The sequence below is a fragment of the Pseudomonas sp. BLCC-B112 genome (genome assembly GCF_028550695.1).
GTDB lineage: Bacteria > Pseudomonadota > Gammaproteobacteria > Pseudomonadales > Pseudomonadaceae > Aquipseudomonas > Aquipseudomonas danubii.
This window is the reverse complement of sequence record NZ_JAQQGK010000001.1, coordinates 570,082-592,877: the sequence shown is the minus strand read 5'-3', so window position 1 is coordinate 592,877 and position 22,796 is coordinate 570,082. Positions and strand designations below refer to the sequence as shown.

The following is a 22,796-nucleotide window of genomic DNA, read 5'->3' as shown; positions in this document are numbered from 1 at the left end:
GGTCGGGTTCAAAGTCCGGGACGTTTTTCTCGCCTGACACCAGGATTTTCAAGGGTTCGGCGACGAACGACGGGCCGTCAGTCACGAAAACCGAGAAACCTTGGCCCTAGCCATTGGCACGTCCAGGAAAAAGGGTTAAGGTGGCGCCACTGTGCTGCTTGTGTCACTGAGAATCTCTACACGATGTTGAATTTCGATCCAACCATCTCCAAGAATTTTTCCTGCTCTTTGCACTCAGTCTCGGCCAGGGCTTTTCCTGAGTCGCAGTTAACTTTGTCCAAGGAGATACACCATGTCTAATCGCCAAACCGGTACCGTTAAGTGGTTCAACGATGAAAAAGGCTTCGGCTTCATCACTCCACAATCCGGTGACGACCTGTTCGTACACTTCAAAGCTATCCAATCCGACGGCTTCAAAAGCCTGAAAGAAGGCCAACAGGTTTCTTTCATCGCTACCCGCGGTCAGAAAGGTATGCAAGCTGAAGAAGTTCAAGTTATCTAACTTGTACTGATCCAGTAAAAAGCCCCGCCCTCAACAGCGGGGCTTTTTTGTGCCCGCAGGTTTTTGCGGCGTGCATCCTCGCGAATGCACCTGGCTGGTACCCCGTTACCAGGTCACGCCAAAGCCCACGGTATAGCGGGTCTTATCCAAGTCGCTGTCCTCGGTACCGCGGATCAGATCCTTTTCCGCCTTGAGGTTGAGCGACGCCCAGTCCGTGACCTTGTAGCGCAGCCCCATCTCCGCATCCAACGCGTAATCGGCGACGCCGGAAAACGGCCTGCCCACTTCGCCATTAGTGAAGAACTCCACCCGCTTGCCAATCAGGTAACGGTTGTAATCCCACTTCATTGCCAGTGAGTAGAAGCTGTCCTTACCGCCCTCGGCGTACTCGTAATCCGTGCGGTTGAGCAGCGAGCCCAAGGAGAACGCCCCCAGCTCATCGTCCCAGAACTGGTAGCCGGGACCCGTACCTACCACCCGTTGCCGCGCAAGATCTTCTACTTTGTCGCGCTTGTAGGTCAGGCGTCCTTCCCAGAACCACTTCTCGGTAATGAAGCGGTCCAGAGCGTACTCGGCATTCCAGTTGTCGGTAGTCACCACCTGATTCTGGAACTCACGGTTGTACTCACCCTGGGCGTTGTGACGCCAGGCACCATGGCGCGCCGAAGTCTTGAAGTCGATGTCATAGTCATCGGTGTCCTTTTCAGCACGTTTGTAATCCATGGCCACGTCGACATTGCCCTTCCAGACCACATCCTCCACCAGCGGCTTGGGTTTCATGATCTGCTGGATACTGGCCAACTCCACGGTCTTGGGCGCCTCACCGTTGGCCAGGACAACCTTGCCCTCCTCCGCCGCCTGCAGCGACTTGGCCTTTTCCCCGGTGTAGGCATCCTGTTTGACCAGCAACTCCTGATCGCTTTCCAGGGTCTTGACCTGCTTCCAATCAATGGAAATGGCGCCACCGTAATCGGTCTGGATCAACAGCTTACCGCCGTCGAAAACCTTGATCTTGCCGCTCAACCGGTCACCGTTCTTCAACCAGACGGTATCGGCCAGAGCAGGCATGGAGGCGCTGAGCACCGCGAAACACAGCAACGTTCTAGGCAACATAAGTAATACAGGACTCGATCTTGCGAAAAAAAACGGCATTATTCCTGCTGAACAAGCCTTAGTCAGGACTGACCCGGGTATCGAGAGTGAGTTCAATACTCACAAGACTTTCATCCTCACAATCTCCCCGTGCCCCTGCCCCTATCTGGAACCGCGAATGTGACCGAACACGGCGAAGACTCGCAAACCCCCGCGCAAATCCGACGCACGGCGCTGTACCTGACCCTGGCCCAAGTCCCCGAAGGCAAGGTCGTCAGCTATGGCCAACTGGCAGAAATGGCAGGCCTGGGCCGGGCCGCGCGCTGGGTTGGACGCACCCTCAGTCAGCTACCCGCCGATACCAGCCTGCCCTGGCACCGGGTACTCGGTGCTGACGGCCGCATCAGCCTGCCCGTCGGTAGCCCATCAGGCGACGAGCAGCGCGCCAGACTGCGCGGCGAAGGTGTCTCTATCCTGAACAATCGCGTGGATATTCAGCGCCATGGCTGGCGCCCGGTAGAGCACAGCGGTTAGAGTGCGCGCTTTGTTTCCGTAATCTGAGGCAGACTTCAGCCCATGCCCCGTAAAACCTGGCGCGCCGCACTTGCCGCCTATGCCAGCCCCTCGACGCTCGTGCTGTTGCTGCTTGGTTTCGCTGCCGGCATGCCTTACATGCTGGTGTTCTCGACTCTTTCGGTGTGGTTGCGCGAGGCCGGTGTGGCCCGCGAAACCATCGGCTACGCCAGCCTGATCGGTTTGGCCTATGCCTTTAAATGGGTGTGGTCGCCACTGCTCGACCAATGGCGCCTGCCTCTATTGGGCAAGCTCGGCCGACGCCGCTCCTGGCTGGTACTGGCCCAGGTCCTGGTGATTCTCGGTCTGATCGGCATGGGCTTCTGCGATCCGCAAAAACACCTGTCCTGGTTGATCGCCATTGCGGTGGTCGTGGCCTTTGCCTCGGCGACCCAGGACATCGCTATCGACGCCTATCGCCTGGAAATCGCCGACGACAGTCGACAGGCCGCGCTGGCCGCCAGCTACATGTCCGGCTATCGGGTCGCGGTACTGCTGGCCACCGCCGGCGCGCTGTTCTTCGCCGAAGGCTTTGGCTCCACCGGCTTCAGCTACAAGCATTCGGCCTGGACCGGTACCTACGTGCTGTTCGGCGTGCTGATGATTCCAGCACTGCTCACCACCCTGCTGATGCGTGAACCAGCAGTGCCATTGCGCACTCAACTGTCGGCTGGGCGCTACAGCTTCGCCCACCAGTTGATCTCGGTATTCGTCCTGATCGTGCTCCTGGTTTCAGTGCCTGCCACCTTTACCCAGCTGTACAACACCGACTTCGCCAGCGTGATCTTCGACGGCGTCAGCCTGCTGGACCTGCTGCTGGAAGACCGGGCATTCCTGCGGGCGATCCTCTACATCACCCTCAGCACCCTGTGCCTGTCGGCCATGGGCCGTCGAGGCCTGGCGCCGGTGCTGACCCCGGTGAACGACTTCATCCTGCGCTACCGCTGGCAAGCCTTCCTGCTACTGGGTCTGATCGCCACCTATCGCATGTCGGACACGGTCATGGGCGTGATGGCCAATGTTTTCTATATCGACCAGGGTTTCACCAAGGACCAGATTGCCGGGGTCAGCAAGATCTTCGGCCTGATCATGACCCTGCTTGGGGCCGGCATGGGCGGCCTGCTGATCGTGCGCTTCGGCATCCTGCCGATCCTGTTCATCGGTGGTGCCGCGTCTGCCGGCACCAACCTGCTGTTCCTCATGCTCGCCGACATGGGCCCGAACCTGAAAATGCTGATTGCCACCATTTCCCTGGACAACTTCAGCTCGGGAATGGCCACTTCCGCCTTCGTCGCCTACCTGTCGAGCCTGACCAACCTCAAGTTCTCGGCCACTCAGTACGCCCTGCTCAGCTCCATCATGCTGCTGCTTCCACGCCTGATCGGCGGCTATTCCGGAGTCATGGTGGAAAAATACGGCTATCACGACTTCTTCCTCATCACCGCCATACTCGGGGTGCCGACCCTGATTCTGATCGCCATTCACTGGTTCCAGGAGAGCCGCCGCGCCGGACCGAAAGACCCGTCGGAGCAGCCCGCCAAGGGCGCTGTCGTGGGCGAGGAATCCTAGAAAATCCCGGGAGTTGCGGCTTTTCTCCGCGGCTCCCGTCCCCTCAAAGCGCAATCCTGTACGCCAGCGGAACTCGCCCGTACAATGCTCCGTCACTTCCAGTCTCAGCAACCGACAACGGCCTACCATGCGTACCAGTCAATATTTGCTCGCCACACAGAAAGAAACGCCTTCCGACGCGGTCGTGATCAGCCACCAGCTGATGCTGCGCGCCGGCATGATCCGTAAACTGGCTTCCGGCCTGTACACCTGGCTGCCGATGGGCTTGCGAGTGATGCGCAAGGTTGAAGCCATCGTTCGCGAAGAAATGAACGCCGCGGGCGCGCTTGAAGTGTTGATGCCGAGCACTCAACCGGCTGAGCTGTGGCAGGAATCCGGTCGCTGGGAAGAGTACGGCCCTGAGCTGCTGCGCTTCAAAGACCGTCACGGGCGCGATTTCTGCGCCGGCCCGACCCACGAAGAAGTGATCACCGATCTGGCCCGCAACGAGCTGAGCAGCTACAAGCAGCTGCCGCTGAACCTGTACCAGATCCAGACCAAATTCCGCGATGAGATCCGCCCACGCTTCGGTCTGATGCGCGGCCGCGAGTTCATCATGAAGGACGCCTACTCCTTCCACGCCGACCAGGCGTCCTTGCAGGTCACCTACGACCGCATGCACCAGGCTTATTGCAACGTCTTCACCCGCCTGGGCCTGAAGTTCCGCCCGGTTGAAGCAGACAACGGTTCCATCGGCGGCGCCGGTTCCCACGAATTCCACGTACTGGCCGAGTCCGGCGAAGACGATATCGTCTTCAGCAACGGTTCCGACTACGCAGCGAACATCGAGAAGGCTGAAGCCGTGCCGCGCGAAACCTCGCGCCCGGCTCCGACCGAAGAGATGCGCCTGGTTGACACCCCTGACGCGAAAACCATCGCCCAGCTGGTGGAAGGCTACAACCTGCCGATCGAGAAGACCGTCAAGACCCTGGTGGTGCATGCCGAAGAAGCCGGCAAGCTGATCGCCCTGATCATCCGTGGCGACCACGAACTGAACGAAATCAAGGCCGCCAACCAGCCTGGCGTTGCCAGCCCGCTGGTCATGGCCTCCGAAGCCGAACTGCGTGACGCCATCGGCGCCGGCGCCGGCTCCCTGGGCCCGGTGAACCTGCCACTGCCGATCATCATCGACCGCTCGGTGGCGCTGATGAGCGACTTCGGCGTCGGCGCCAACATCGACGACAAGCACTACTTCGGCGTCAACTGGGAACGCGACCTGCCGGTTCCGACTGTTGCCGACCTGCGCAACGTGGTGGCCGGCGACCCGAGCCCGGACGGCAAGGGCACCCTGGAAATCAAGCGCGGCATCGAGGTCGGGCACATCTTCCAGCTGGGCAACAAGTACAGCAAGGCGATGAAGTGCGAAGTGCTGGGCGAAAACGGCAAGCCAGTGACCCTGGAAATGGGCTGCTACGGCATTGGCGTGTCCCGCGTGGTGGCGGCCGCCATCGAGCAGAACAACGATGAAAACGGCATTATCTGGAGCGATACCCTGGCGCCGTTCCAGATCGCCCTGGTACCGCTGCGCTACGAAACCGAGCAGGTTCGCGAAGCCACCGACAAACTCTACGCAGAACTGACTGCCGCCGGTTTCGAAGTGCTGCTGGACGACCGCGACAAGAAAACCAGCCCGGGCATCAAGTTCGCGGACATGGAGCTGATCGGCATTCCTCACCGGATCGTGGTCAGTGACCGCGGCCTTGCCGAAGGCAACCTGGAATACAAGAGCCGTACCGAAGCCCAGGCACAAGCGCTGCCAGTGGCCGACGTCCTGCCCTTCCTCCAAGCCCGTATCCGTCGCTGAAACCAGATAGAGAAGTCATGTTCAAGCGAAACACCTTAAGCCTCGGGGGCGCCGCTCTATGCGGCGCCCTGCTGGTCAGCGGCTGCGCCAACCAGATGTCGCAACGCAGCGAACACGAGGAACGCGTCGAGCGCAAACTGCTCGACCACAGCCTGCAGATCGATGTCGGTGAGCCTAAGGTGCTTGAGCTGCCGCAACGCCGGGTACGCATCCACGAGCAGAAGACCTTCGAAGTGACTGAGTTCGAGGTCACTCGCCGCTACGATCGCTATACGCCCTATCAACCCTGGCGGGAAATCTACGAGATCCCGCTGGGCGCGGTAGCCCTAGTGGCTGGCGTCGGCGCCAATGTGGTCAACGTGTTTGCTCTGGGCAACCTGCCGGACAGCGTCACCAAGGACTGGGTCAGCTATGGCGTGTCCGGGCTCAACCCGTTCATGAACATGCCGTCCCACGGTCGGGCTCAGCAGAACCTGGCAGCCATCGATGAAGTCCAGCGTGACAAGCGCCTGGAGTATTCGAGCCTGCCCTGGAGCGAGCGCCCGGTGCAGGTCAAGGCCGGTAAGCAAACCTACGACATGAGCACCGATCGTAATGGCGTGCTGCGCTTGAACCTGCTAGACGCGCCATTCTCCGAACAGGATCTGAACCACATCGGCAAGTTGCAGATCAGTGTCGAGGATGCTCAGGACGAAGTGCATTCCGACTCGTCCCTGAGCCTGAGTAGCACCCTGCGCGGCAAGCTGGTGGAAGCTCACGCACTGATCTACGACGACCTGGAAGATGACGAAGTGAGCCAATGGGTGCACCGAGTCAAGCGCCTGTCGGAACTGGGGCTGGAAGAAGAAGCCAGCGAGCTGGAGCAGAGCCTGATCGAGCTGACCCGCAACGATCCGGAACTGCAGAGCGAGTTTCTCAAGTCCCTGACCAAGAACGCCGGCCGCCTGGTCGCCGATCCCGGTCACTGATTGACAAGGAGCCGGCTTGCCGGCGAACACCACGCCGCGGATCGATCGCGACGCCCAATTCGCCAGCCAGCCAGCGCCTACAACACGCCCCGAAACAGCTCCAGCTGTTCGTGACCACCGCGTAGATCCTGCAATCGCACGCCAATCCCCAAGAGCCGCACTGGCTTGCCGCCACGCTTGAAGGCCTGGGTCAGCAGTTGCCGATAACTCTCCAGATCCCGTCCGGCCCCCGCCTGCTCAAGAGTGGTCTGGGTAAAGTCGTGGAACTTCACTTTGACGAAGGGTTTGCCCGGCCGATAACTGCTGTCGATACGCGCAATGCGCCCTGCCAGAGTCTCCATCAGCTCCGGCAGCTTCTGCAGGCAACTGTCCAGATCCGGCAGATCCACGTCATAGGTGTTTTCCACGCTGATGGACTGGCGCCGACTGTCATTCTGCACCGGCCGCTCGTCGATCCCCCTGGCCAGACTCCACAGGCGTTCGCCGAAACTGCCGAACTCGCGCACCAGGGCCAGCTTGTTCCAGTCGCGCAACTGCAGGCAGTCGACAATCCCCAGGCGACCCAGTTTGTCCGCCGTGACCTTGCCCACCCCATGCAACTTGCTCACCGGCAGTTCGGAGACAAAATCCTCCACCTGATCCGGGGTAATCACGAACAATCCATTGGGCTTTTTCCAGTCGCTGGCAATCTTGGCCAGAAACTTGTTGGGCGCGACCCCGGCCGACACCGTGATATGCAACTGGTTGGAAACCCGCCGGCGAATGTCCTGGGCAATGCGCGTGGCGCTACCGGCGAAGTTCGGGCTATCGGAAACATCCAGATAGGCCTCGTCCAGGGACAAGGGTTCGATCAGATCGGTGTAGTCACGAAAGATCGTATGAATCTCTTTCGACGCCTCGCGATAGGCATCCATGCGCGGCTTGACGATCACCAGGTCCGGGCACAGGGTCAACGCGTGCCGCGACGACATGGCAGAACGCACGCCATAGGCCCGCGCCTCGTAGTTGCAGGTGGCGATCACCCCCCGCCGATCTGCGGAACCACCCACTGCCAGCGGCTTGCCGGCCAGTTGCGGGTCGTCGCGCATTTCGATGGCGGCGTAGAAGCAATCACAGTCGATGTGGATGATTTTGCGCTGCATCATATAAAGGCAGTGATCATTGAAAGCCGAAGTTGGAATCAAAGCGGGCAGCCAGTATCTACCGACACCTGTATATAGCACCAGTACCTTGCATCTCAGATCAACGAGCACAGCGGCGGAGTGAATTTATTTTCTCAATGACCACAAACTCATCAATAGAGCTGAAAGCCACGTTTTACCTAGGTCGAAGCCTCCTAAAACACCTCAGGCCGGACGCTAAGCGATTGAACAGGAAGCCTTTTTTAAAAATTAATGATTGACAGGCGCCAGCGACGCTGTAGAATCCGCCCACACAGACGCGGGATGGAGCAGTCTGGTAGCTCGTCGGGCTCATAACCCGAAGGTCGTCGGTTCAAATCCGGCTCCCGCAACCAAACATCAAAAAAGGCTACTCGAAAGAGTGGCCTTTTTTGTGCGCGCCTGTTTTGCACTACTCCCTCTCAAACACGGCATGGGCAAAACTCTTTAGCTGTCGATGACTTAAGAGACGGAACCGGCCATTCGACGTTTATTTGACCTGTCGAACCATTAATGGTTGACACTCAGTCGTTCGCCTGTAGAATGCCGCCACACAGACGCGGGATGGAGCAGTCTGGTAGCTCGTCGGGCTCATAACCCGAAGGTCGTCGGTTCAAATCCGGCTCCCGCAACCAAACATCAAAAAAGGCTGCTCGAAAGAGTGGCCTTTTTTGTATCTGTTGAAAAAGTCCTTTCGCAACAATGACCTGGCAAAGTGTTGCGAGCCTTTTAGCGATGCTTCGACCCTTCAAGATGCGAGCTATGCTCTGTCTCGAGCAACCACCCGGCGGCCATCGCCCAGGGTCGCCGGGCCACGGTGAGACGCGTTAATATTTGAAACTATTTTTTCTACAGGGATTGGTAACTTGGCCGGATACCCCCATCCTGTCGCGCACAATCCACGAGGTGATTGATGCGCGCCAACACGTCTGATTCGCAAGACAGCGATACCACTACCGCCACTCAACCTGTGACAACCACTCGCCTGCGCTGGCTGGACCTGTTGAGCAAGTACCGCCAACCTCTGGGCCTGGCCATAACCCTGCTGCTGTTCGCCATTGCCCTGATCGCTTGCCGTCACCTGCTTAGCGAGCTGGATTTCTACGCCCTGCACGACTCGATCCTCGAAGTACCCAAGCCCGCCCTACTGGGCGCCCTGGGCGCGACCATCGTCGGCTTCATCATTCTGCTGGGGTACGAGTGGTCCGCCAGCCGCTATGCCGGAGTCAACCTGCCCGGCCGCACCCTGGCCCTGGGCGGCTTCACCGCCTTCGCCATCGGCAACGCCATTGGTCTGTCGCTGCTGTCCGGCGGCTCGGTACGTTATCGCCTGTATGCACGTCATGGGCTGGGGGCCTCCGACGTCGCGCACATGACCCTGTTTGCCAGCCTCTCTCTGGGTTGTGCCTTGCCACCGCTGGCGGCACTGGCCACTTTGAGCAACTTGCCGGCAGCCTCGGCGGCCCTGCGCCTGCCCGAAAGCCTGCTGGCCGGCATTGCCCTGGCCATCCTGCTGCTGGGCGCGGTACTGGCCGTCGGTATCTATCGCCGACGCCTGCCGGAACAGCCCCTGCGCGACAACCTGTTGGTCCGGGTCGGACGTCGCACCCTGCGCCTGCCTGGACGCCGCCTGACCTTCCTGCAACTGATCATCACCGCCCTGGACGTCGCCGCAGCCGCCACCGTGCTCTACCTGCTGCTGCCCGAGGCACCGCCGTTCGGCGCCTTCCTGCTGGTGTACCTGCTGGCCCTGGCCGCCGGTGTGCTCAGCCACGTGCCTGGCGGCGTCGGGGTGTTCGAAGCCATCCTGCTGGCGGCGTTTGCCGACAAGCTCGGGGCCGCGCCCCTGGCGGCCGCATTGCTGCTGTATCGCCTGATCTACGTGGTGCTGCCGATGCTGGTGGCCTGCATCCTGCTGCTGATCAACGAAGCCCAGCGCCTGTTCCAGACCCGACAATCCCTGCGGGTAGCTTCCGGCCTGGCAGCGCCGATCCTGGCGGTGCTGGTGTTCCTCTCCGGCGTGGTGCTGCTGTTCTCCGGCGCCACCCCGGAAATCGATACCCGCCTGCAGCACATCGGCTTCCTGATTCCTCACCGCCTGGTGGACGCTTCGCACTTCGGCGCCAGCCTGATCGGCGTGCTCTGCCTGCTGCTGGCCCAAGGCCTGCGCCGGCGCCTGTCCGCCGCCTGGATGCTCACCACCATTCTGTTGCTGGTGGGCGCCCTGCTCTCGCTGCTTAAAGGCTTTGACTGGGAAGAAGCCTGCCTGATGACCCTCACCGCCAGCCTGCTGGCGGTGTTCCGGCGCTCGTTCTATCGCCCCAGCCGCCTCACCGAACTGCCCTTCTCGCCGCTGTACCTGGTGGCCAGCGTCTGCGTGCTCGGCGCCTCCACCTGGCTGCTGCTGTTCGCCTATCAGGACGTACCCTACAGCCATCAACTGTGGTGGCAGTTCACCCTCGACGCCGACGCACCCCGGGGCCTGCGCTCGCTGTTGGGAGCTGCGGTGCTGTTGCTGGTGGTGTCCCTGACCTGGCTGCTGCGTACCGCACGCCCGGTCATCCACCTGCCCACCAGCGACGAGCTGGACAAGGCCGCGAAGATCCTCATGGCCTCGTCCCAACCTGACGGCGGCCTGGCCCTGACCGGCGACAAGGCGCTGCTGTTCCACCCCAACGACGATGCCTTCTTGATGTACGCCCGCCGCGGCCGCAGCCTGGTGGCGCTGTACGATCCCATCGGCCCGACCCAGCAGCGCGCGGAAATGATCTGGCAGTTCCGCGACCTGTGCGACCTGCACCACGCGCGCCCGGTGTTCTACCAGGTACGGGCGGAAAACCTGCCCTACTACATGGACATCGGCCTGACCGCGATCAAGCTCGGCGAAGAAGCCCGGGTCGACCTCAAGCGCTTTGATCTGGAAGCCAAGGGCAAGGAGATGAAAGACCTGCGCTACACCTGGAACCGTGGCACCCGCGACGGCCTGTCGCTGGAGATCCACGAGCCAGGGCAAGCGCCGATGGACGAGCTGAAAGTGATCTCAGACGCCTGGCTGACCGGCAAGAATGTCCGCGAGAAAGGCTTCTCCCTGGGCCGTTTCAGCGACGACTACCTCAAGCACTTCCGCATCGCCATCATCCGTTTTGAAGGACGCCCGGTGGCCTTCGCCAACCTGCTCGAGACCTACAGCCATGACCTGGCCAGCCTCGACTTGATGCGCGCGCACCCGGACGCGCCGAAGCTGACCATGGAGTTCATGATGGTCGGCCTGATCCAGCATTATAAAAATCATGGATACGCCCGCTTCAGCCTGGGCATGGTGCCGCTGTCCGGCCTGCAACCGCGGCGTGGCGCGCCGCTGACCCAACGCCTCGGCTCGATGGTCTTCCGCCGTGGCGAGCAACTGTATAACTTCCAAGGCTTGCGCCGCTTCAAAGACAAGTTCCAGCCCGACTGGGAACCCCGTTACATGGCCGTGCCGGCCGGGCTCGACCCGCTGGTGGCACTGGCCGACACCGCCGCCCTGATCGCAGGCGGCCTGACTGGATTGGTGAAACGCTGATGATTCAACGCTCTTGGCGGTATCTGCTGGCCACACTGGTGGTACTGGCTTTGCTTGCGGGTGGTGGCTACTGGTGGTGGAACCGCCCCGCCCCTGAACCGACCCTGGAACAACTGACCCAGGCCGACGGCTCGACCCTGACCCGAGTGACCCCAGGCGCCAAGGCCAAGGCCCGGGTGGTGGTGGCGGTGCTGCCTGACGCCACCCTGACCGATAAACAACTGCTGGCCCTGAGCCGCAGCGGTGCGGCGCAGATCGTCCAGGTGATCCTGCCCAAGGACGATTGCAAACTGCAGGAACAAGCCCTGCAAAGCGCCCTGCCCCAGCTCAGTGGCCCGGCCACCCTGGTCAGCGGCATCGGCCCTGGCGCCGCCCTGGCCTGGCGCTGGGTCGCCACCCAGAACGACGACAAGGCCCAAGCCGTGTCGGTAGGCTTCACCATCAACCCGGCGCCCGGTTGCACCGATCCACTGCCCAAGACCCTGGCCCACGGCCACTGGCTGGTGGCCTGGAACGACAACCCGGATGACGAAAGTGCCGGCTTCGTGCGTGATACCCCCAACGCCACCACCAGCATCAGCGACTACGACATCCACCTGCCCCAAGTGCTGAACAACGAGCTGCGCAAGCTGCTGGTCGGTTCGGAAAACGGCGGCCTGAACATTCCCGTGGTGGAAGTCCCGGCCGGCCAGGCCAAGGACACCGTGACCCTGTTCCTCTCCGGCGACGGCGGCTGGCGCGACCTGGACCGCGACGTGGCTGGCGAGATGGCCAAGATCGGCTACCCGGTGGTGGGCATCGACACCCTGCGCTACTACTGGCAGCACAAGACGCCTGAGCAAAGCGCCGTTGACCTCACCGAACTGATGCAGCACTACCGGCAGAAGTGGGGCACCAAGCGCTTCGTGCTGACCGGCTACTCCTTCGGCGCCGACGTGCTGCCGGCGATCTACAACCGTCTGCCGGAAGCCGAGCAGCAGCGGGTCGACGCCATTATCCTGCTGGCCTTCGCCCGTACCGGCAGCTTCGAGATCGAAGTCGAAGGCTGGCTGGGCAATGCTGGCAAGGAAGCTGCCACCGGCCCGGAAATGGCCAAGCTGCCCGCCGCCAAGGTGGTGTGCATCTACGGTGAGGAAGAAGTCGACGAAAGCGGCTGCACCGACAAGACTGCGGTCGGTGAAGCCATGAAGCTGCCGGGCGGCCATCACTTCGATGAGAACTACCCGGCACTGGCCAAGCGCCTGGTGGATGTCATCGAAAAGCGCCAGGCCAAGGATCAGGCCACCGCTCAAGAGTGAGCTGAGCCTCGCCCGACAAAGCCCCCGCAGCCTCAGGTTGCGGGGGCTTTTTTACATCAGCGGCCTGAGCTTCCTCGCTGAAGACCGCGTAATTGCGGATGACTCCCGCGCAGGTTGTAGGCAAACTCCGAGAGTTGCGTAAGGGGGGCGTTTTGGGCACGTTGCTGCCTTGTTGGGATTGGCTTCGACGGACTAGGCTCCGGGTGTCGCTGAACATTCAGTGACCGGGCTTGGAAACCCGAAGAACCTTGGCAACTAGCGCCCCGCTTGATTGCAGATAAATTTTGCGCCTGCAATCCATCTGTTATGGCGGCTGTGCGTGGGAGACCTTCGGGTCTGCCGGTTTCCTTGGTTTCCGGTTTTCCAACCTGCGCATAGCTGCCACCCATTCGCTTGGAAACGAACGTGGTAGCTCCTCAAACCTTGGAGTTGAACCATGAACAATACAAACCCGCCTCAACTTTCAAATCTTAAAACAGTCGGCTTAAGCACTTTCCTTTACTGCTCGGAACGCCCGCTGTTCCAGGTCAGCCCCGGCCTGCCCATTGGCGACGCCCTGGCCCAAGCCTCCGACTTGTTATCCCTGGCCAAGGCCTTTGCCGAGGACGCCGCCTACAGCAAGGACAGCGATCGTCACGCCTGGGCCGCGCACTACCTGACCGCCATGGGCAAGGCGGTGGTGGACGATGTGGTGCAGGCGCTAGCCGCGTAAAGACTAAGGGCGATCAGGGGGCCGGTGGGCTCCGGGAGAAACCGTCCTGTCATCAGCATCGATGTCGATGGTCGGTCCGTTATCGCGAGCAAGCTCGCTCCTACAGAACCGTAGAAACGAAAAAGCCCCCGCTGCCGCAAGGCAACGGGGGCTTTTGTCTGGTCAGGATTACATCTCGACCTGAGTACCCAGCTCGATCACCCGGTTCACCGGCAGCTTGAAGAAGCGCAGGTTGCCGTTGGCGTTCTTCAACATGAAGGCGAACAACGCTTCGCGCCAGCGGGCCATGCCCACCAGCTTGGAGGCGATCACGGTTTCACGGCTGAGGAAGTAGGTGGTGCGCATGGGGCTGAAGTCCAGCTCGTCCAGGTGGCACAGTTTCAGGGCTTCCGGGACGTCCGGTTCGTCGGTGAAACCGAAGTGCAGGATCACCCGGAAGAAACCTTCACCGTAGGAGTCCACCTCGAAGCGCCGATTTGCAGGCACCCGTGGAATATCCTCGTAGACCACCGTCAACAGCACCACTTGTTCGTGCAGCACCTGGTTATGCAGCAGGTTGTGCAGCAAGGCGTGGGGCACGGCGTCTGGACGGGCCGTGAGGAACACGGCAGTACCCTGCACCCGATGCGGCGGCTGTACGCGGATACTGCCGATAAAGATTGGCAGCGGCAGCCCGCCTTCGTCCAAGCGATCCACCAGCAATTCCTTGCCGCGTTTCCAGGTGGTCATGAGCAGGAACAGCACAATCCCCGCCAGCACCGGGAAGGCGCCGCCCTGGAAGATCTTCGGCACGTTGGCGGCGAAGAACAGCCCATCCACCAACAGGAATCCCAGCAGGAGCGGCACCACCAGCATCGGCGGCCACTTCCACAGCAGCAGGATCACCGCCGACACCAGGATGCTGGTGATCAGCATGGTTCCGGTCACCGCCACGCCGTAGGCCGAAGCCAGGGCACCGGAGGACTCGAAACCGAGCACCAGCAGGATCACACCCACCATCAGCGCCCAGTTCACCGCACCGATGTAGATCTGCCCCTGCTCGGCGCTGGACGTGTGCTGAATGTGCATCCGCGGGATGTAACCCAACTGGATTGCTTGGCGAGTCAGGGAGAAGGCGCCGGAAATCACTGCCTGGGACGCGATCACCGTGGCCAGGGTGGCCAGCACCACCAGCGGAATCAGGGCCCAGCTCGGCGCCAGCAGGTAGAAGGGGTTGCGGGCGGCTTCAGGGTTTTCCAGCAGCAACGCGCCCTGGCCGAAGTAGTTCAGCACCAGCGCCGGCAGCACCAGGGCGAACCAAGCCCGGGCAATGGGCTTGCGTCCGAAGTGCCCCATGTCGGCGTACAAGGCTTCGGCACCGGTCAATGCCAGAACCACCGCCCCGAGGATGGCGACCCCCATGCCCGGATGAACGATGAAGAAACGCACGCCCCACATCGGGTTCAACGCCTGCAGCACTTCCGGGTGCTGGAGAATGCCGTTGACCCCCAACCCGCCAAGGACCACGAACCAGGCCACCATCACCGGACCAAACAGCTTGCCGATGCGATCAGTGCCGTGTTTCTGGATCAGGAACAAGGCCACCAGTACCACCAGCGCCATCGGCACCACCCAGTGTTCCAGGCCGCTGAATGCCAACTCCAGGCCCTCGACCGCCGACAGTACGGAAATCGCCGGGGTGATCATGCTGTCGCCATAGAACAGCGCCGCCCCGATCAGGCCCAGAATCACCAGCATCGAGCGCAAGCGCGGATAGGACCCGGCAGCACGCCTGGCCAGCGCGGTCAAGGCCATGATGCCGCCCTCGCCCTGGTTGTCGGCCCGCAGGACGAACAGCACGTACTTGATCGAGACAACCCAGACCAACGACCAGAAAATCAGCGCGAGGATGCCAAACACCCCGTCATGATTGACTGGAACCCCATAATGGCCGGCAAACACCTCCTTGAGGGTGTAGAGCGGACTGGTACCGATATCGCCATACACCACCCCGACCGCCGCCACCAGCATCCCCAGAGGCTTGCCCCCGGAGTGCTCGCCACTCGCCGCCTGACTACTTGCCTGACCCATCAATGACTCCCACTACTCAAGACCGGGGCTTCTTATATAGAAAGCGCAAGGTTATACAAGCGCTATTCTCTTAAGTTGCGCAGTTTGCCATGTAATTTGCGGATTCTTATTACCACTAAGGCGCCAACTAACGCTGTATGAAAGCGACCGGGCATAACGGGACGAAGCATAGTCCAGCGCTGGTCGTATTTCCCCCGTATAAAGCTGGTCAAGCGCGTCGACCATCGCTAGAATTGCGCACTTTTTGATCAGAGGCGCAGCCAGCGCCCAAGCGTCGCACTTGCCCCCCAAGTGATTCGACACCCAATACCGAGGTTAGACATGTCCACCCCCTCCGCGCCGGCCAACCCGAAAGTCGGCTTCGTATCCCTGGGTTGCCCAAAAGCTCTGGTCGACTCCGAGCGCATCCTCACTCAACTGCGCATGGAAGGCTATGACGTGGTGTCCACCTACCAGGACGCCGATGTCGTGGTGGTCAACACCTGCGGTTTCATCGACTCGGCCAAGGCCGAATCCCTGGAAGTGATCGGCGAAGCCATCAAGGAAAACGGCAAGGTCATCGTCACCGGCTGCATGGGCGTGGAAGAAGGCAATATCCGTGACGTGCACCCAAGCGTGCTGGCCGTGACCGGCCCGCAGCAGTACGAGCAGGTGGTCAACGCCGTGCACGAAGTGGTGCCGCCGAAACAGGACCACAACCCGCTGATCGACCTGGTGCCGCCGCAAGGCATCAAGCTGACCCCGCGCCACTACGCCTACCTGAAGATTTCCGAAGGCTGCAACCACAGCTGCAGCTTCTGCATCATTCCGTCGATGCGCGGCAAGCTGGTCAGCCGCCCAGTGGGCGATGTGCTCGACGAGGCCCAGCGCCTGGTCAAGTCCGGGGTCAAGGAACTGCTGGTGATCTCCCAGGACACCAGCGCCTACGGCGTCGACGTCAAATACCGCACCGGGTTCTGGAACGGCGCGCCGGTGAAAACCCGCATGACCGAGCTCTGCGAGGCCCTGAGCACCCTGGGCGTGTGGGTGCGCCTGCACTACGTGTACCCGTACCCGCACGTGGACGAGCTGATTCCGCTGATGGCCGCCGGCAAGATCCTGCCGTACCTGGATATCCCGTTCCAGCACGCCAGCCCGAAAGTGCTCAAGGCCATGAAGCGTCCGGCCTTCGAAGACAAGACCCTGGCGCGGATCAAGGCCTGGCGCGAGATCTGCCCGGAGCTGATCATCCGTTCGACCTTTATCGTCGGCTTCCCTGGCGAAACCGAGGAAGACTTCCAGTACCTGCTCAACTGGCTGACCGAAGCCCAGCTGGACCGTGTTGGTTGCTTCCAGTACTCGCCGGTGGAAGGCGCTCCGGCCAACGACCTGGACCTGGAAGTGGTCCCGGACGAGGTCAAGCAAGACCGTTGGGAGCGCTTCATGGCGCACCAGCAGGAAATCAGCTCCGCACGCCTGCAACAGCGCATCGGCAAAGAGATCGAAGTGCTGATCGATGAAGTCGACGAGAATGGCGCCGTGGGCCGCTGCTTCTTCGATGCGCCGGAGATCGACGGCAACGTGTTCATCGACGGTGCGGGCGACCTGAAGCCGGGTGACAAGGTCTGGTGCCGGGTCACCGACGCCGACGAATACGACCTCTGGGCCGAAACCCTGTAAGGCGTAAAAAAACTGCCAAGCCCCGCTCTCGCCACGAGATGCGGGGCTTTTTTCGGTCTATCGTTAGCCCTTGCCAATCACTTCAGGGACAAGCGGCATGCGCCACCACTCGGTCATCCACACCCCCAAACTCAGCGACTACCCGGAACTGGTCCGCGTCTGGGAAGACTCGGTGCGCGCCACCCACGACTTTCTCCCGGACAGCTATATAGAGCTGCTGAGAAACCTGGTACTGACCCGCTACCTGGATGCGGTGATGCTGATCTGTACCCGGGATCAGCGGCAACGCATCACCGGTTTCGCTGGCGTGGCAGCGGGCAAGATCGAGATGCTGTTCATCGACCCGGCCCATCGCGGCCAGGGCCTGGGCCGGCAACTGCTGCATTACGCGGTGGAACACCTGAATGCCCAGCAACTGGACGTCAATGAACAGAATCCCCAGGCCCTGGGCTTCTACTTCAAGCAGGGCTTTGAGGTGGTCGGCCGCTCCGAACAGGACGGCATGGGCCAGCCCTACCCGTTGCTGCACATGCGCCTGAAACAACCACAACTGCAGGCCCGACGCGGCTAAAAGCCACAGCGGGCAAATGGACCCGCGATTAACCGGCGCCAGGCAGGTACAATAGCCGCCCTCTTTTGATACGGCCCCTGACATGACTGACCCGATTCGTCTCTCCAAACGCCTCATCGAACTGGTCGGCTGCTCCCGCCGGGAGGCTGAGCTGTTCATCGAGGGCGGCTGGGTCACCGTAGACGGCGAAGTCATCGACGAACCGCAGTTCAAGGTCGGCGCGCAAAAGGTCGTCCTCGACCCCGAGGCCAAGGCCACCGCCCCGGAGCCGGTAACCATCCTGCTCAACGTGCCCGCCGGCCAGGATCTGGACAGCGCCCTGGCATCCATCGGCACCGACAGCCTGTCGGACGAGCACCGCTACGGCAAACGTCCGCTGCGCGGGCACTTCCTGCGCCTGACCGCCAGTGAGGACCTGCAGCCCAACGCCAGTGGCCTGTTGGTGTTCACCCAGGACTGGAAAGTGCTACGCAAGCTGACGGCCGATGCGGCCAAGATCGAGCAGGAATACGTGGTCGAGGTCGAAGGCGAGATGATCGATCACGGCCTCAACCGCCTGAACCACGGCCTGACCTACAAGGGCCGCGAGCTGCCGCCGGTCAAAGCCAGCTGGCAGAACGAAAACCGCCTGCGCTTCGCCATGAAGAACCCGCAGCCGGGCGTGATCGCACTGTTTTGCCAAGCCGTCGGCCTCAAGGTCGTCGCCATTCGCCGCATCCGGATCGGCGGCGTGTCCATCGGCAAAGTGCCGCTGGGCCAGTGGCGCTACCTGTCGGCCAAAGAAAAGTTCTAAAACCGCCCCCATTCAGACGCCGTGCCCTGGCGCGGCGCTCAACGCGCATTGATCAGGACTGTAACCATGATTCATAACGATGTACTGCGCAGCGTGCGCTACATGCTCGACATCAGCGACAAGAAGGTCGTGGACATCATCAAGCTCACCGGCTTCAAGGTCAGCCTGGACGATATCGTCAGCTACCTGAAAAAGGATGAGGAAGAAGGCTTCGTGCATTGCCCGGACGAAGTCATGGCGCACTTCCTCGACGGCCTGGTGATCTTCAAGCGTGGCAAGGATGAAAGCCGTCCGCCGCTGCCGATCGAACTGCCGGTGACCAACAACATCATCCTGAAGAAGCTGCGCGTGGCCTTCGAGCTTAAGGAAGACGACATGCACGCCGTGCTCAAGGCCGCCGACTTCCCGGTGTCCAAGCCTGAGCTCAGCGCGCTGTTCCGCAAGTTCGGCCACACCAACTACCGCCCTTGCGGCGACCAGTTGCTGCGTAACTTCCTCAAGGGCCTGACCCTGCGGGTTAGAGCTTAAGACAGCTGCAAGCCTCAAGCTGCCAGTTCAACGCTTGTAGCTTGCGGCTTGTGGCTCAAAGCTTGAGGCCTGCCAAATGACCTACAGCGTTTCCCCCATCGGTTTCGTGCGCTCCTGTTTCAAGGAGAAGTTCGCCATCCCGCGCCAGCCGCAACTGGCACCCGCCGCCCGTGGGGTACTGGAACTGGTGGCGCCCTTCGATCAGGGCGAGGCGGTGCAAGGGCTGGAGCGGGTCAGCCATATCTGGCTGCTGTTCCTGTTTCACCAGGCCCTGGAAGACAAGCCGCGGCTCAAGGTGCGCCCGCCGCGCCTAGGGGGCAACAAGTCCATGGGGGTCTTCGCTACCCGAGCGACCCACAGACCCAACGGCATCGGCCAGTCGGTGGTCAAGCTGGACAAGGTCGAGGCCAACCGCCTGTGGATCTCCGGCATCGACCTGCTGGACGGCACACCGATCCTCGATATCAAACCCTACGTGCCTTACGCCGACATCATTGCTGCGGCGAGCAATGAGATCGCTAGCGCTGCACCACAGTTGATACCAGTGCAGTGGCAGGATAATGCCCTGCACCAGGCTCAGACCCACGCTCAGCGCCTGCAGGAGCCCTTGGTGGAGCTCATCGAGCAGTGCCTGGCCCAGGACCCGCGCCCGGCCTATCAGGTGCCCACTGCCGAGCGGGAATACGGTGCGCAGTTCTGGGACCTGGATGTGCGCTGGCATTACCCCGAGCCAGGGCTGATCCGGGTGTTGGAAGTAGTCCCGGCGGGCTGAACCGCAGAAACGAAAAAGCCCGCGTTGCCTTGACAGGCAACGCGGGCTTTTTTGCGTTCGGGAGATCGTGCCCAATCAGCACGAATGCGCTGCTTGGGCGATCTTCGCGAGCAAGCTCGCTCCTACTTCTCGACGAAGGCGCGCTCGATCAGGTAGTCGCCCGGCTCGCGCATGCGCGGCGAAACGGTCAGGCCGAAGCTGTTGAGCACTTCGCTGGTTTCTTCCAGCATGCTCGGGCTGCCGCACAGCATGGCGCGGTCGTCCTGCGGGTTGATGGGTGGCAGACCGATGTCGCGGAACAGCTTGCCGCTGCGCATCAGGTCGGTCAGGCGGCCTTCGTTCTCGAACGGCTCGCGGGTCACGGTGGGGTAGTAGATCAACTTCTCACGCAGCGCTTCGCCGAAGAACTCGTTCTGCGGCAAGTGCTCGGTGATGAACTCGCGGTAGGCGACTTCGTTGACGTAGCGAACGCCGTGGCACAGGATCACTTTTTCGAAACGCTCGTAGGTTTCCGGATCCTGGATCACGCTCATGAACGGCGCCAGGCCGGTGCCGGTGCTGAGCAGGTACAGGTGTTTGCCCGGCTTCAAGTCATCCAGCACCAGGGTGCCGGTAGGCTTTTTGCTGATGATGATCTCGTCGCCTTCCTTCAGATGCTGCAGTTGGGAAGTCAACGGACCGTCTGGAACCTTGATGCTGAAGAATTCGAGATGCTCTTCCCAATTCGGGCTGGCAATGGAGTAGGCACGCATAAGCGGACGGCCATTAGGCTGTTGCAGGCCGATCATCACGAACTGACCGTTCTCGAAGCGCAGACCCGGGTCGCGGGTGCACTTGAAGCTGAACAGAGTGTCATTCCAGTGATGAACACTGAGGACACGCTCGTGGTTCATGTTGCTCATGTACGGGGGCTCCTAGAAATTGCCTGCGCTAACCATGAGCGCAATTGCACAGCATTCTAATGGCGGCGACAATATCTGTTAACTGGATTATTAAGATAAGGGTTATCGGTTATATCGATATGCGATTTACTCTCCGTCAACTGCAAGTCTTCGTCGCCGTCGCCCAGCAAGAGAGCGTTTCTCGTGCTGCCGGGCTTCTGGCCCTGTCGCAATCGGCGGCCAGCACCTCGATCACCGAACTCGAGCGCCAATCCAGTTGCCAGCTGTTTGATCGCGCCGGCAAGCGCCTGAGCCTCAACGCCCTGGGCAAACAGCTTTTGCCACAAGCGGTGGCACTGCTGGACCAGGCCAAGGAGATCGAGGACCTGCTCAATGGCAAGTCCGGATTCGGCTCGCTGTCGGTGGGCGCGACCCTGACCATTGGCAACTACCTGGCGACGCTGCTGATCGGAAGCTTCATGCAGGTGCATCCGGAAAGCCAGGTGAAGCTCCATGTGCAAAACACTGCGCATATCGTGCAACAGGTGGCCCACTACGAAATTGATCTGGGTCTAATCGAAGGCGACTGCAGTCACCCGGATATCGAGGTGCAAACCTGGGTCGAGGATGAGTTGGTGGTGTTCTGCGCGCCCCAGCATCCACTGGCCAAACGCGGCCACGCCACCATGGAGGAGCTGACCCACGAAGCCTGGATTCTCCGGGAGCAGGGTTCCGGGACACGCCTGACCTTCGACCAGGCCATGCGTCATCATCGCAGCGCGCTGAACATCCGCCTGGAACTGGAGCACACCGAAGCCATCAAGCGTGCGGTGGAGTCGGGATTGGGGATTGGTTGCATCTCCAGGCTGGCGCTGCGAGATGCCTTTCGTCGTGGCAGCCTGGTGCCAGTGGAAACACCGGGCCTGGATCTGGCCCGGCAGTTCTACTTCATCTGGCATAAACAGAAGTATCAGACTTCAGCCATGCGCGAGTTCCTCGAACTGTGCCGTTCCTTTACCGCCGGGGTACAGCGCAGCGACGAAATCGTCCTGCCGAGCATTCCTTAGATCAGGATCACGGCCCACACGATGGTGATCATGCTCAGGGCGACAAACTGCGCCGCGCTGCCCATGTCCTTGGCGTTCTTCGACAACGGGTGACGATCCAGGGAAATCCGGTCGATCGCTGCCTCCACCGCCGAGTTGAGCAATTCGACGATCAGTGCCAGCAGGCACACGGCAATCAGCAGCGCGCGCTCGACCCGGCTGACGTTGAGCAGGAAGCTCAAGGGAATCAGGATCACGTTGAGCAACACCAACTGACGAAATGCCGCCTCGCCGGTGAAGGCGGCGCGCAAGCCATCGAACGAATAGCCGGCGGCGTTGAGGATACGTTTGAGACCGGTTTGACCTTTGAAAGGCGACATAAGCTGAGCAACTGAAAAAAGGAGTGGGGAAACTAGTTCAACCAAAGTCAAAAAAGCGTGAACAAGCAGCCGGTTAATGGCTGGAAATTGACTCAAGTTGTTGCAAGAGCAAGGCCGCCTGGGTACGGGTGCGAACCCCGAGCTTGCGGAAAATTGCCGTCACGTGAGCCTTGATCGTCGCCTCGGAAACACTCAGCTCATAAGCGATCTGCTTGTTCAACAACCCCTCGCAGACCATGGTCAGTACCCGAAACTGCTGAGGCGTCAGGCTTGCCAGGCCTTCACTGGCGGCCTTGGCTTCCGCCGAAACACTGACTTCTTCAAAAGCTTGCGGCGGCCACCAGACGTCACCATCGAGGACACTGCGCACCGCCTGCTGAATGACTTCCAGAGAACTGGACTTGGGAATGAAACCGCTGGCCCCGAACTCACGGGAACGAACCATGACGGACGCTTCTTCCTGCGCCGAAACCATCACTACCGGAATCTGCGGATACTGCCCGCGCAACAGCACCAGGCCAGAAAAACCGTAGGCACCAGGCATGTTCAGGTCCAACAGCACCAGATCCCAGTCAGCTTTTTCGGTGAGGCGGGCTTCCAGCTCGGCGATGCTCGCCACTTCCACCAGACGCACATCAGGACCCAGGCCCAGAGTGACAGCTTGATGCAGTGCGCTGCGAAAAAGCGGGTGGTCATCGGCAATCAGGATTTCGTATGTGGCCATTTTTCAAATGATCCTGTTTTTCATGGCAGGACTGATGCATTCAGCCCTCACCCAGCAACATGGGGGCTCGCCAGAATGCGATACCCAAAGAGC

General features: G+C 61.0%; 20 protein-coding genes and 2 tRNA genes. 16 read left to right on the top strand and 6 right to left on the bottom strand.

Annotated elements, in window-relative coordinates; genetic code table 11:
* The first annotated feature begins 292 nt into the window (after window positions 1–292).
* Window positions 293–502 carry a cold-shock protein gene (locus tag PQT43_RS02750; RefSeq protein ID WP_002554837.1) on the top strand — a complete coding sequence of 70 codons (210 nt, stop codon included), beginning with the start codon at window positions 293–295 and terminating at the stop codon, window positions 500–502.
* 105 nt (window positions 503–607) lie between these two features.
* Here PQT43_RS02750 and PQT43_RS02745 read toward each other — a convergent pair whose 3' ends face one another.
* Entirely contained in the window at window positions 608–1,615 is a 1,008-nt protein-coding gene (locus PQT43_RS02745; RefSeq protein ID WP_253083839.1) for a DUF481 domain-containing protein, read from the bottom strand.
* Between the two features lie 159 nt (window positions 1,616–1,774).
* Between PQT43_RS02745 and PQT43_RS02740 the strand changes: the two genes are divergently transcribed.
* From PQT43_RS02740 to PQT43_RS02725, 4 genes are all read left to right on the top strand, one after another.
* Complete coding sequence (locus tag PQT43_RS02740; protein ID WP_253083838.1) at window positions 1,775–2,128, top strand: MGMT family protein; 354 nt, start codon at window positions 1,775–1,777, stop codon at window positions 2,126–2,128.
* A 42-nt stretch (window positions 2,129–2,170) separates the two neighbouring features.
* A complete protein-coding gene (locus PQT43_RS02735) occupies window positions 2,171–3,736 on the top strand; it encodes an AmpG family muropeptide MFS transporter (RefSeq protein ID WP_102878606.1) in 1,566 nt (521 codons plus the stop codon).
* Between the two features lie 127 nt (window positions 3,737–3,863).
* The gene (locus PQT43_RS02730; protein WP_102878605.1) at window positions 3,864–5,579 is read left to right on the top strand and encodes a proline--tRNA ligase; all 1,716 of its coding nucleotides are present in this window, start codon (window positions 3,864–3,866) and stop codon (window positions 5,577–5,579) included.
* A 17-nt stretch (window positions 5,580–5,596) separates the two neighbouring features.
* Window positions 5,597–6,547, top strand: a complete 951-nt coding sequence (locus tag PQT43_RS02725) for a hypothetical protein (protein ID WP_102878604.1) — start codon at window positions 5,597–5,599, stop codon at window positions 6,545–6,547.
* A gap of 77 nt (window positions 6,548–6,624) precedes the next feature.
* Here PQT43_RS02725 and dinB read toward each other — a convergent pair whose 3' ends face one another.
* Window positions 6,625–7,692, bottom strand: a complete 1,068-nt coding sequence (gene dinB, locus PQT43_RS02720; protein WP_110594983.1) for a DNA polymerase IV — start codon at window positions 7,690–7,692, stop codon at window positions 6,625–6,627.
* A gap of 294 nt (window positions 7,693–7,986) precedes the next feature.
* On the opposite strand from dinB, the gene PQT43_RS02715 reads away from it, so the two are divergent.
* From PQT43_RS02715 to PQT43_RS02695, 5 genes are all read left to right on the top strand, one after another.
* Window positions 7,987–8,063 (top strand) — tRNA-Met (locus tag PQT43_RS02715).
* A 202-nt stretch (window positions 8,064–8,265) separates the two neighbouring features.
* A tRNA-Met gene (locus tag PQT43_RS02710) sits at window positions 8,266–8,342 on the top strand.
* 278 nt (window positions 8,343–8,620) lie between these two features.
* Window positions 8,621–11,269 (top strand): bifunctional lysylphosphatidylglycerol flippase/synthetase MprF, encoded by a 2,649-nt coding sequence (gene mprF / locus PQT43_RS02705; RefSeq protein WP_253083837.1) that lies wholly within the window; start codon window positions 8,621–8,623, stop codon window positions 11,267–11,269.
* Window positions 11,269–12,567, top strand: a complete 1,299-nt coding sequence (locus PQT43_RS02700; protein WP_272753477.1) for a virulence factor family protein — start codon at window positions 11,269–11,271, stop codon at window positions 12,565–12,567. The genes mprF and PQT43_RS02700 overlap by 1 nt, the downstream gene beginning before the upstream one ends.
* Window positions 12,568–13,003: 436 nt before the next feature.
* Window positions 13,004–13,279, top strand: a complete 276-nt coding sequence (locus tag PQT43_RS02695) for a DUF3077 domain-containing protein (protein WP_272753476.1) — start codon at window positions 13,004–13,006, stop codon at window positions 13,277–13,279.
* 168 nt (window positions 13,280–13,447) lie between these two features.
* Here the strand turns inward: PQT43_RS02695 and PQT43_RS02690 are convergent, their stop codons facing one another.
* Window positions 13,448–15,289, bottom strand: coding sequence for a potassium transporter Kup (locus tag PQT43_RS02690; protein WP_375106688.1), 1,842 nt, complete (start codon window positions 15,287–15,289; stop codon window positions 13,448–13,450).
* A 381-nt stretch (window positions 15,290–15,670) separates the two neighbouring features.
* Between PQT43_RS02690 and rimO the strand changes: the two genes are divergently transcribed.
* The 5 genes from rimO to tsaA all read left to right on the top strand — a co-directional run bounded on the left by rimO (window position 15,671) and on the right by tsaA (window position 19,672).
* A complete protein-coding gene (gene rimO, locus PQT43_RS02685) occupies window positions 15,671–17,008 on the top strand; it encodes a 30S ribosomal protein S12 methylthiotransferase RimO (RefSeq protein ID WP_047284184.1) in 1,338 nt (445 codons plus the stop codon).
* A 97-nt stretch (window positions 17,009–17,105) separates the two neighbouring features.
* Window positions 17,106–17,579: a GNAT family N-acetyltransferase gene (locus PQT43_RS02680; protein ID WP_102861435.1), complete on the top strand. Its 474-nt coding sequence runs from the start codon at window positions 17,106–17,108 to the stop codon at window positions 17,577–17,579.
* A gap of 82 nt (window positions 17,580–17,661) precedes the next feature.
* A complete protein-coding gene (locus PQT43_RS02675) occupies window positions 17,662–18,372 on the top strand; it encodes an rRNA pseudouridine synthase (protein WP_272753474.1) in 711 nt (236 codons plus the stop codon).
* A gap of 66 nt (window positions 18,373–18,438) precedes the next feature.
* Window positions 18,439–18,900 carry a DUF1456 family protein gene (locus PQT43_RS02670; RefSeq protein ID WP_110594980.1) on the top strand — a complete coding sequence of 154 codons (462 nt, stop codon included), beginning with the start codon at window positions 18,439–18,441 and terminating at the stop codon, window positions 18,898–18,900.
* A 76-nt stretch (window positions 18,901–18,976) separates the two neighbouring features.
* Window positions 18,977–19,672: a tRNA (N6-threonylcarbamoyladenosine(37)-N6)-methyltransferase TrmO gene (tsaA, locus tag PQT43_RS02665; protein WP_110594979.1), complete on the top strand. Its 696-nt coding sequence runs from the start codon at window positions 18,977–18,979 to the stop codon at window positions 19,670–19,672.
* Window positions 19,673–19,794: 122 nt separating this feature from the next.
* On the opposite strand, the gene fpr is transcribed toward tsaA, so the two are convergent.
* Window positions 19,795–20,574, bottom strand: a complete 780-nt coding sequence (gene fpr / locus PQT43_RS02660) for a ferredoxin-NADP reductase (RefSeq protein ID WP_016966062.1) — start codon at window positions 20,572–20,574, stop codon at window positions 19,795–19,797.
* Window positions 20,575–20,693: 119 nt separating this feature from the next.
* On the opposite strand from fpr, the gene PQT43_RS02655 reads away from it, so the two are divergent.
* Window positions 20,694–21,620, top strand: a complete 927-nt coding sequence (locus PQT43_RS02655; protein ID WP_102861432.1) for a LysR family transcriptional regulator — start codon at window positions 20,694–20,696, stop codon at window positions 21,618–21,620.
* Here PQT43_RS02655 and PQT43_RS02650 read toward each other — a convergent pair.
* Window positions 21,617–21,979, bottom strand: a complete 363-nt coding sequence (locus tag PQT43_RS02650) for a diacylglycerol kinase (protein WP_011059587.1) — start codon at window positions 21,977–21,979, stop codon at window positions 21,617–21,619. The genes PQT43_RS02655 and PQT43_RS02650 overlap by 4 nt on opposite strands.
* A gap of 73 nt (window positions 21,980–22,052) precedes the next feature.
* The gene (gene erdR / locus PQT43_RS02645; RefSeq protein WP_102861431.1) at window positions 22,053–22,703 is read right to left on the bottom strand and encodes a response regulator transcription factor ErdR; all 651 of its coding nucleotides are present in this window, start codon (window positions 22,701–22,703) and stop codon (window positions 22,053–22,055) included.
* Window positions 22,704–22,796: the final 93 nt, after the last annotated feature.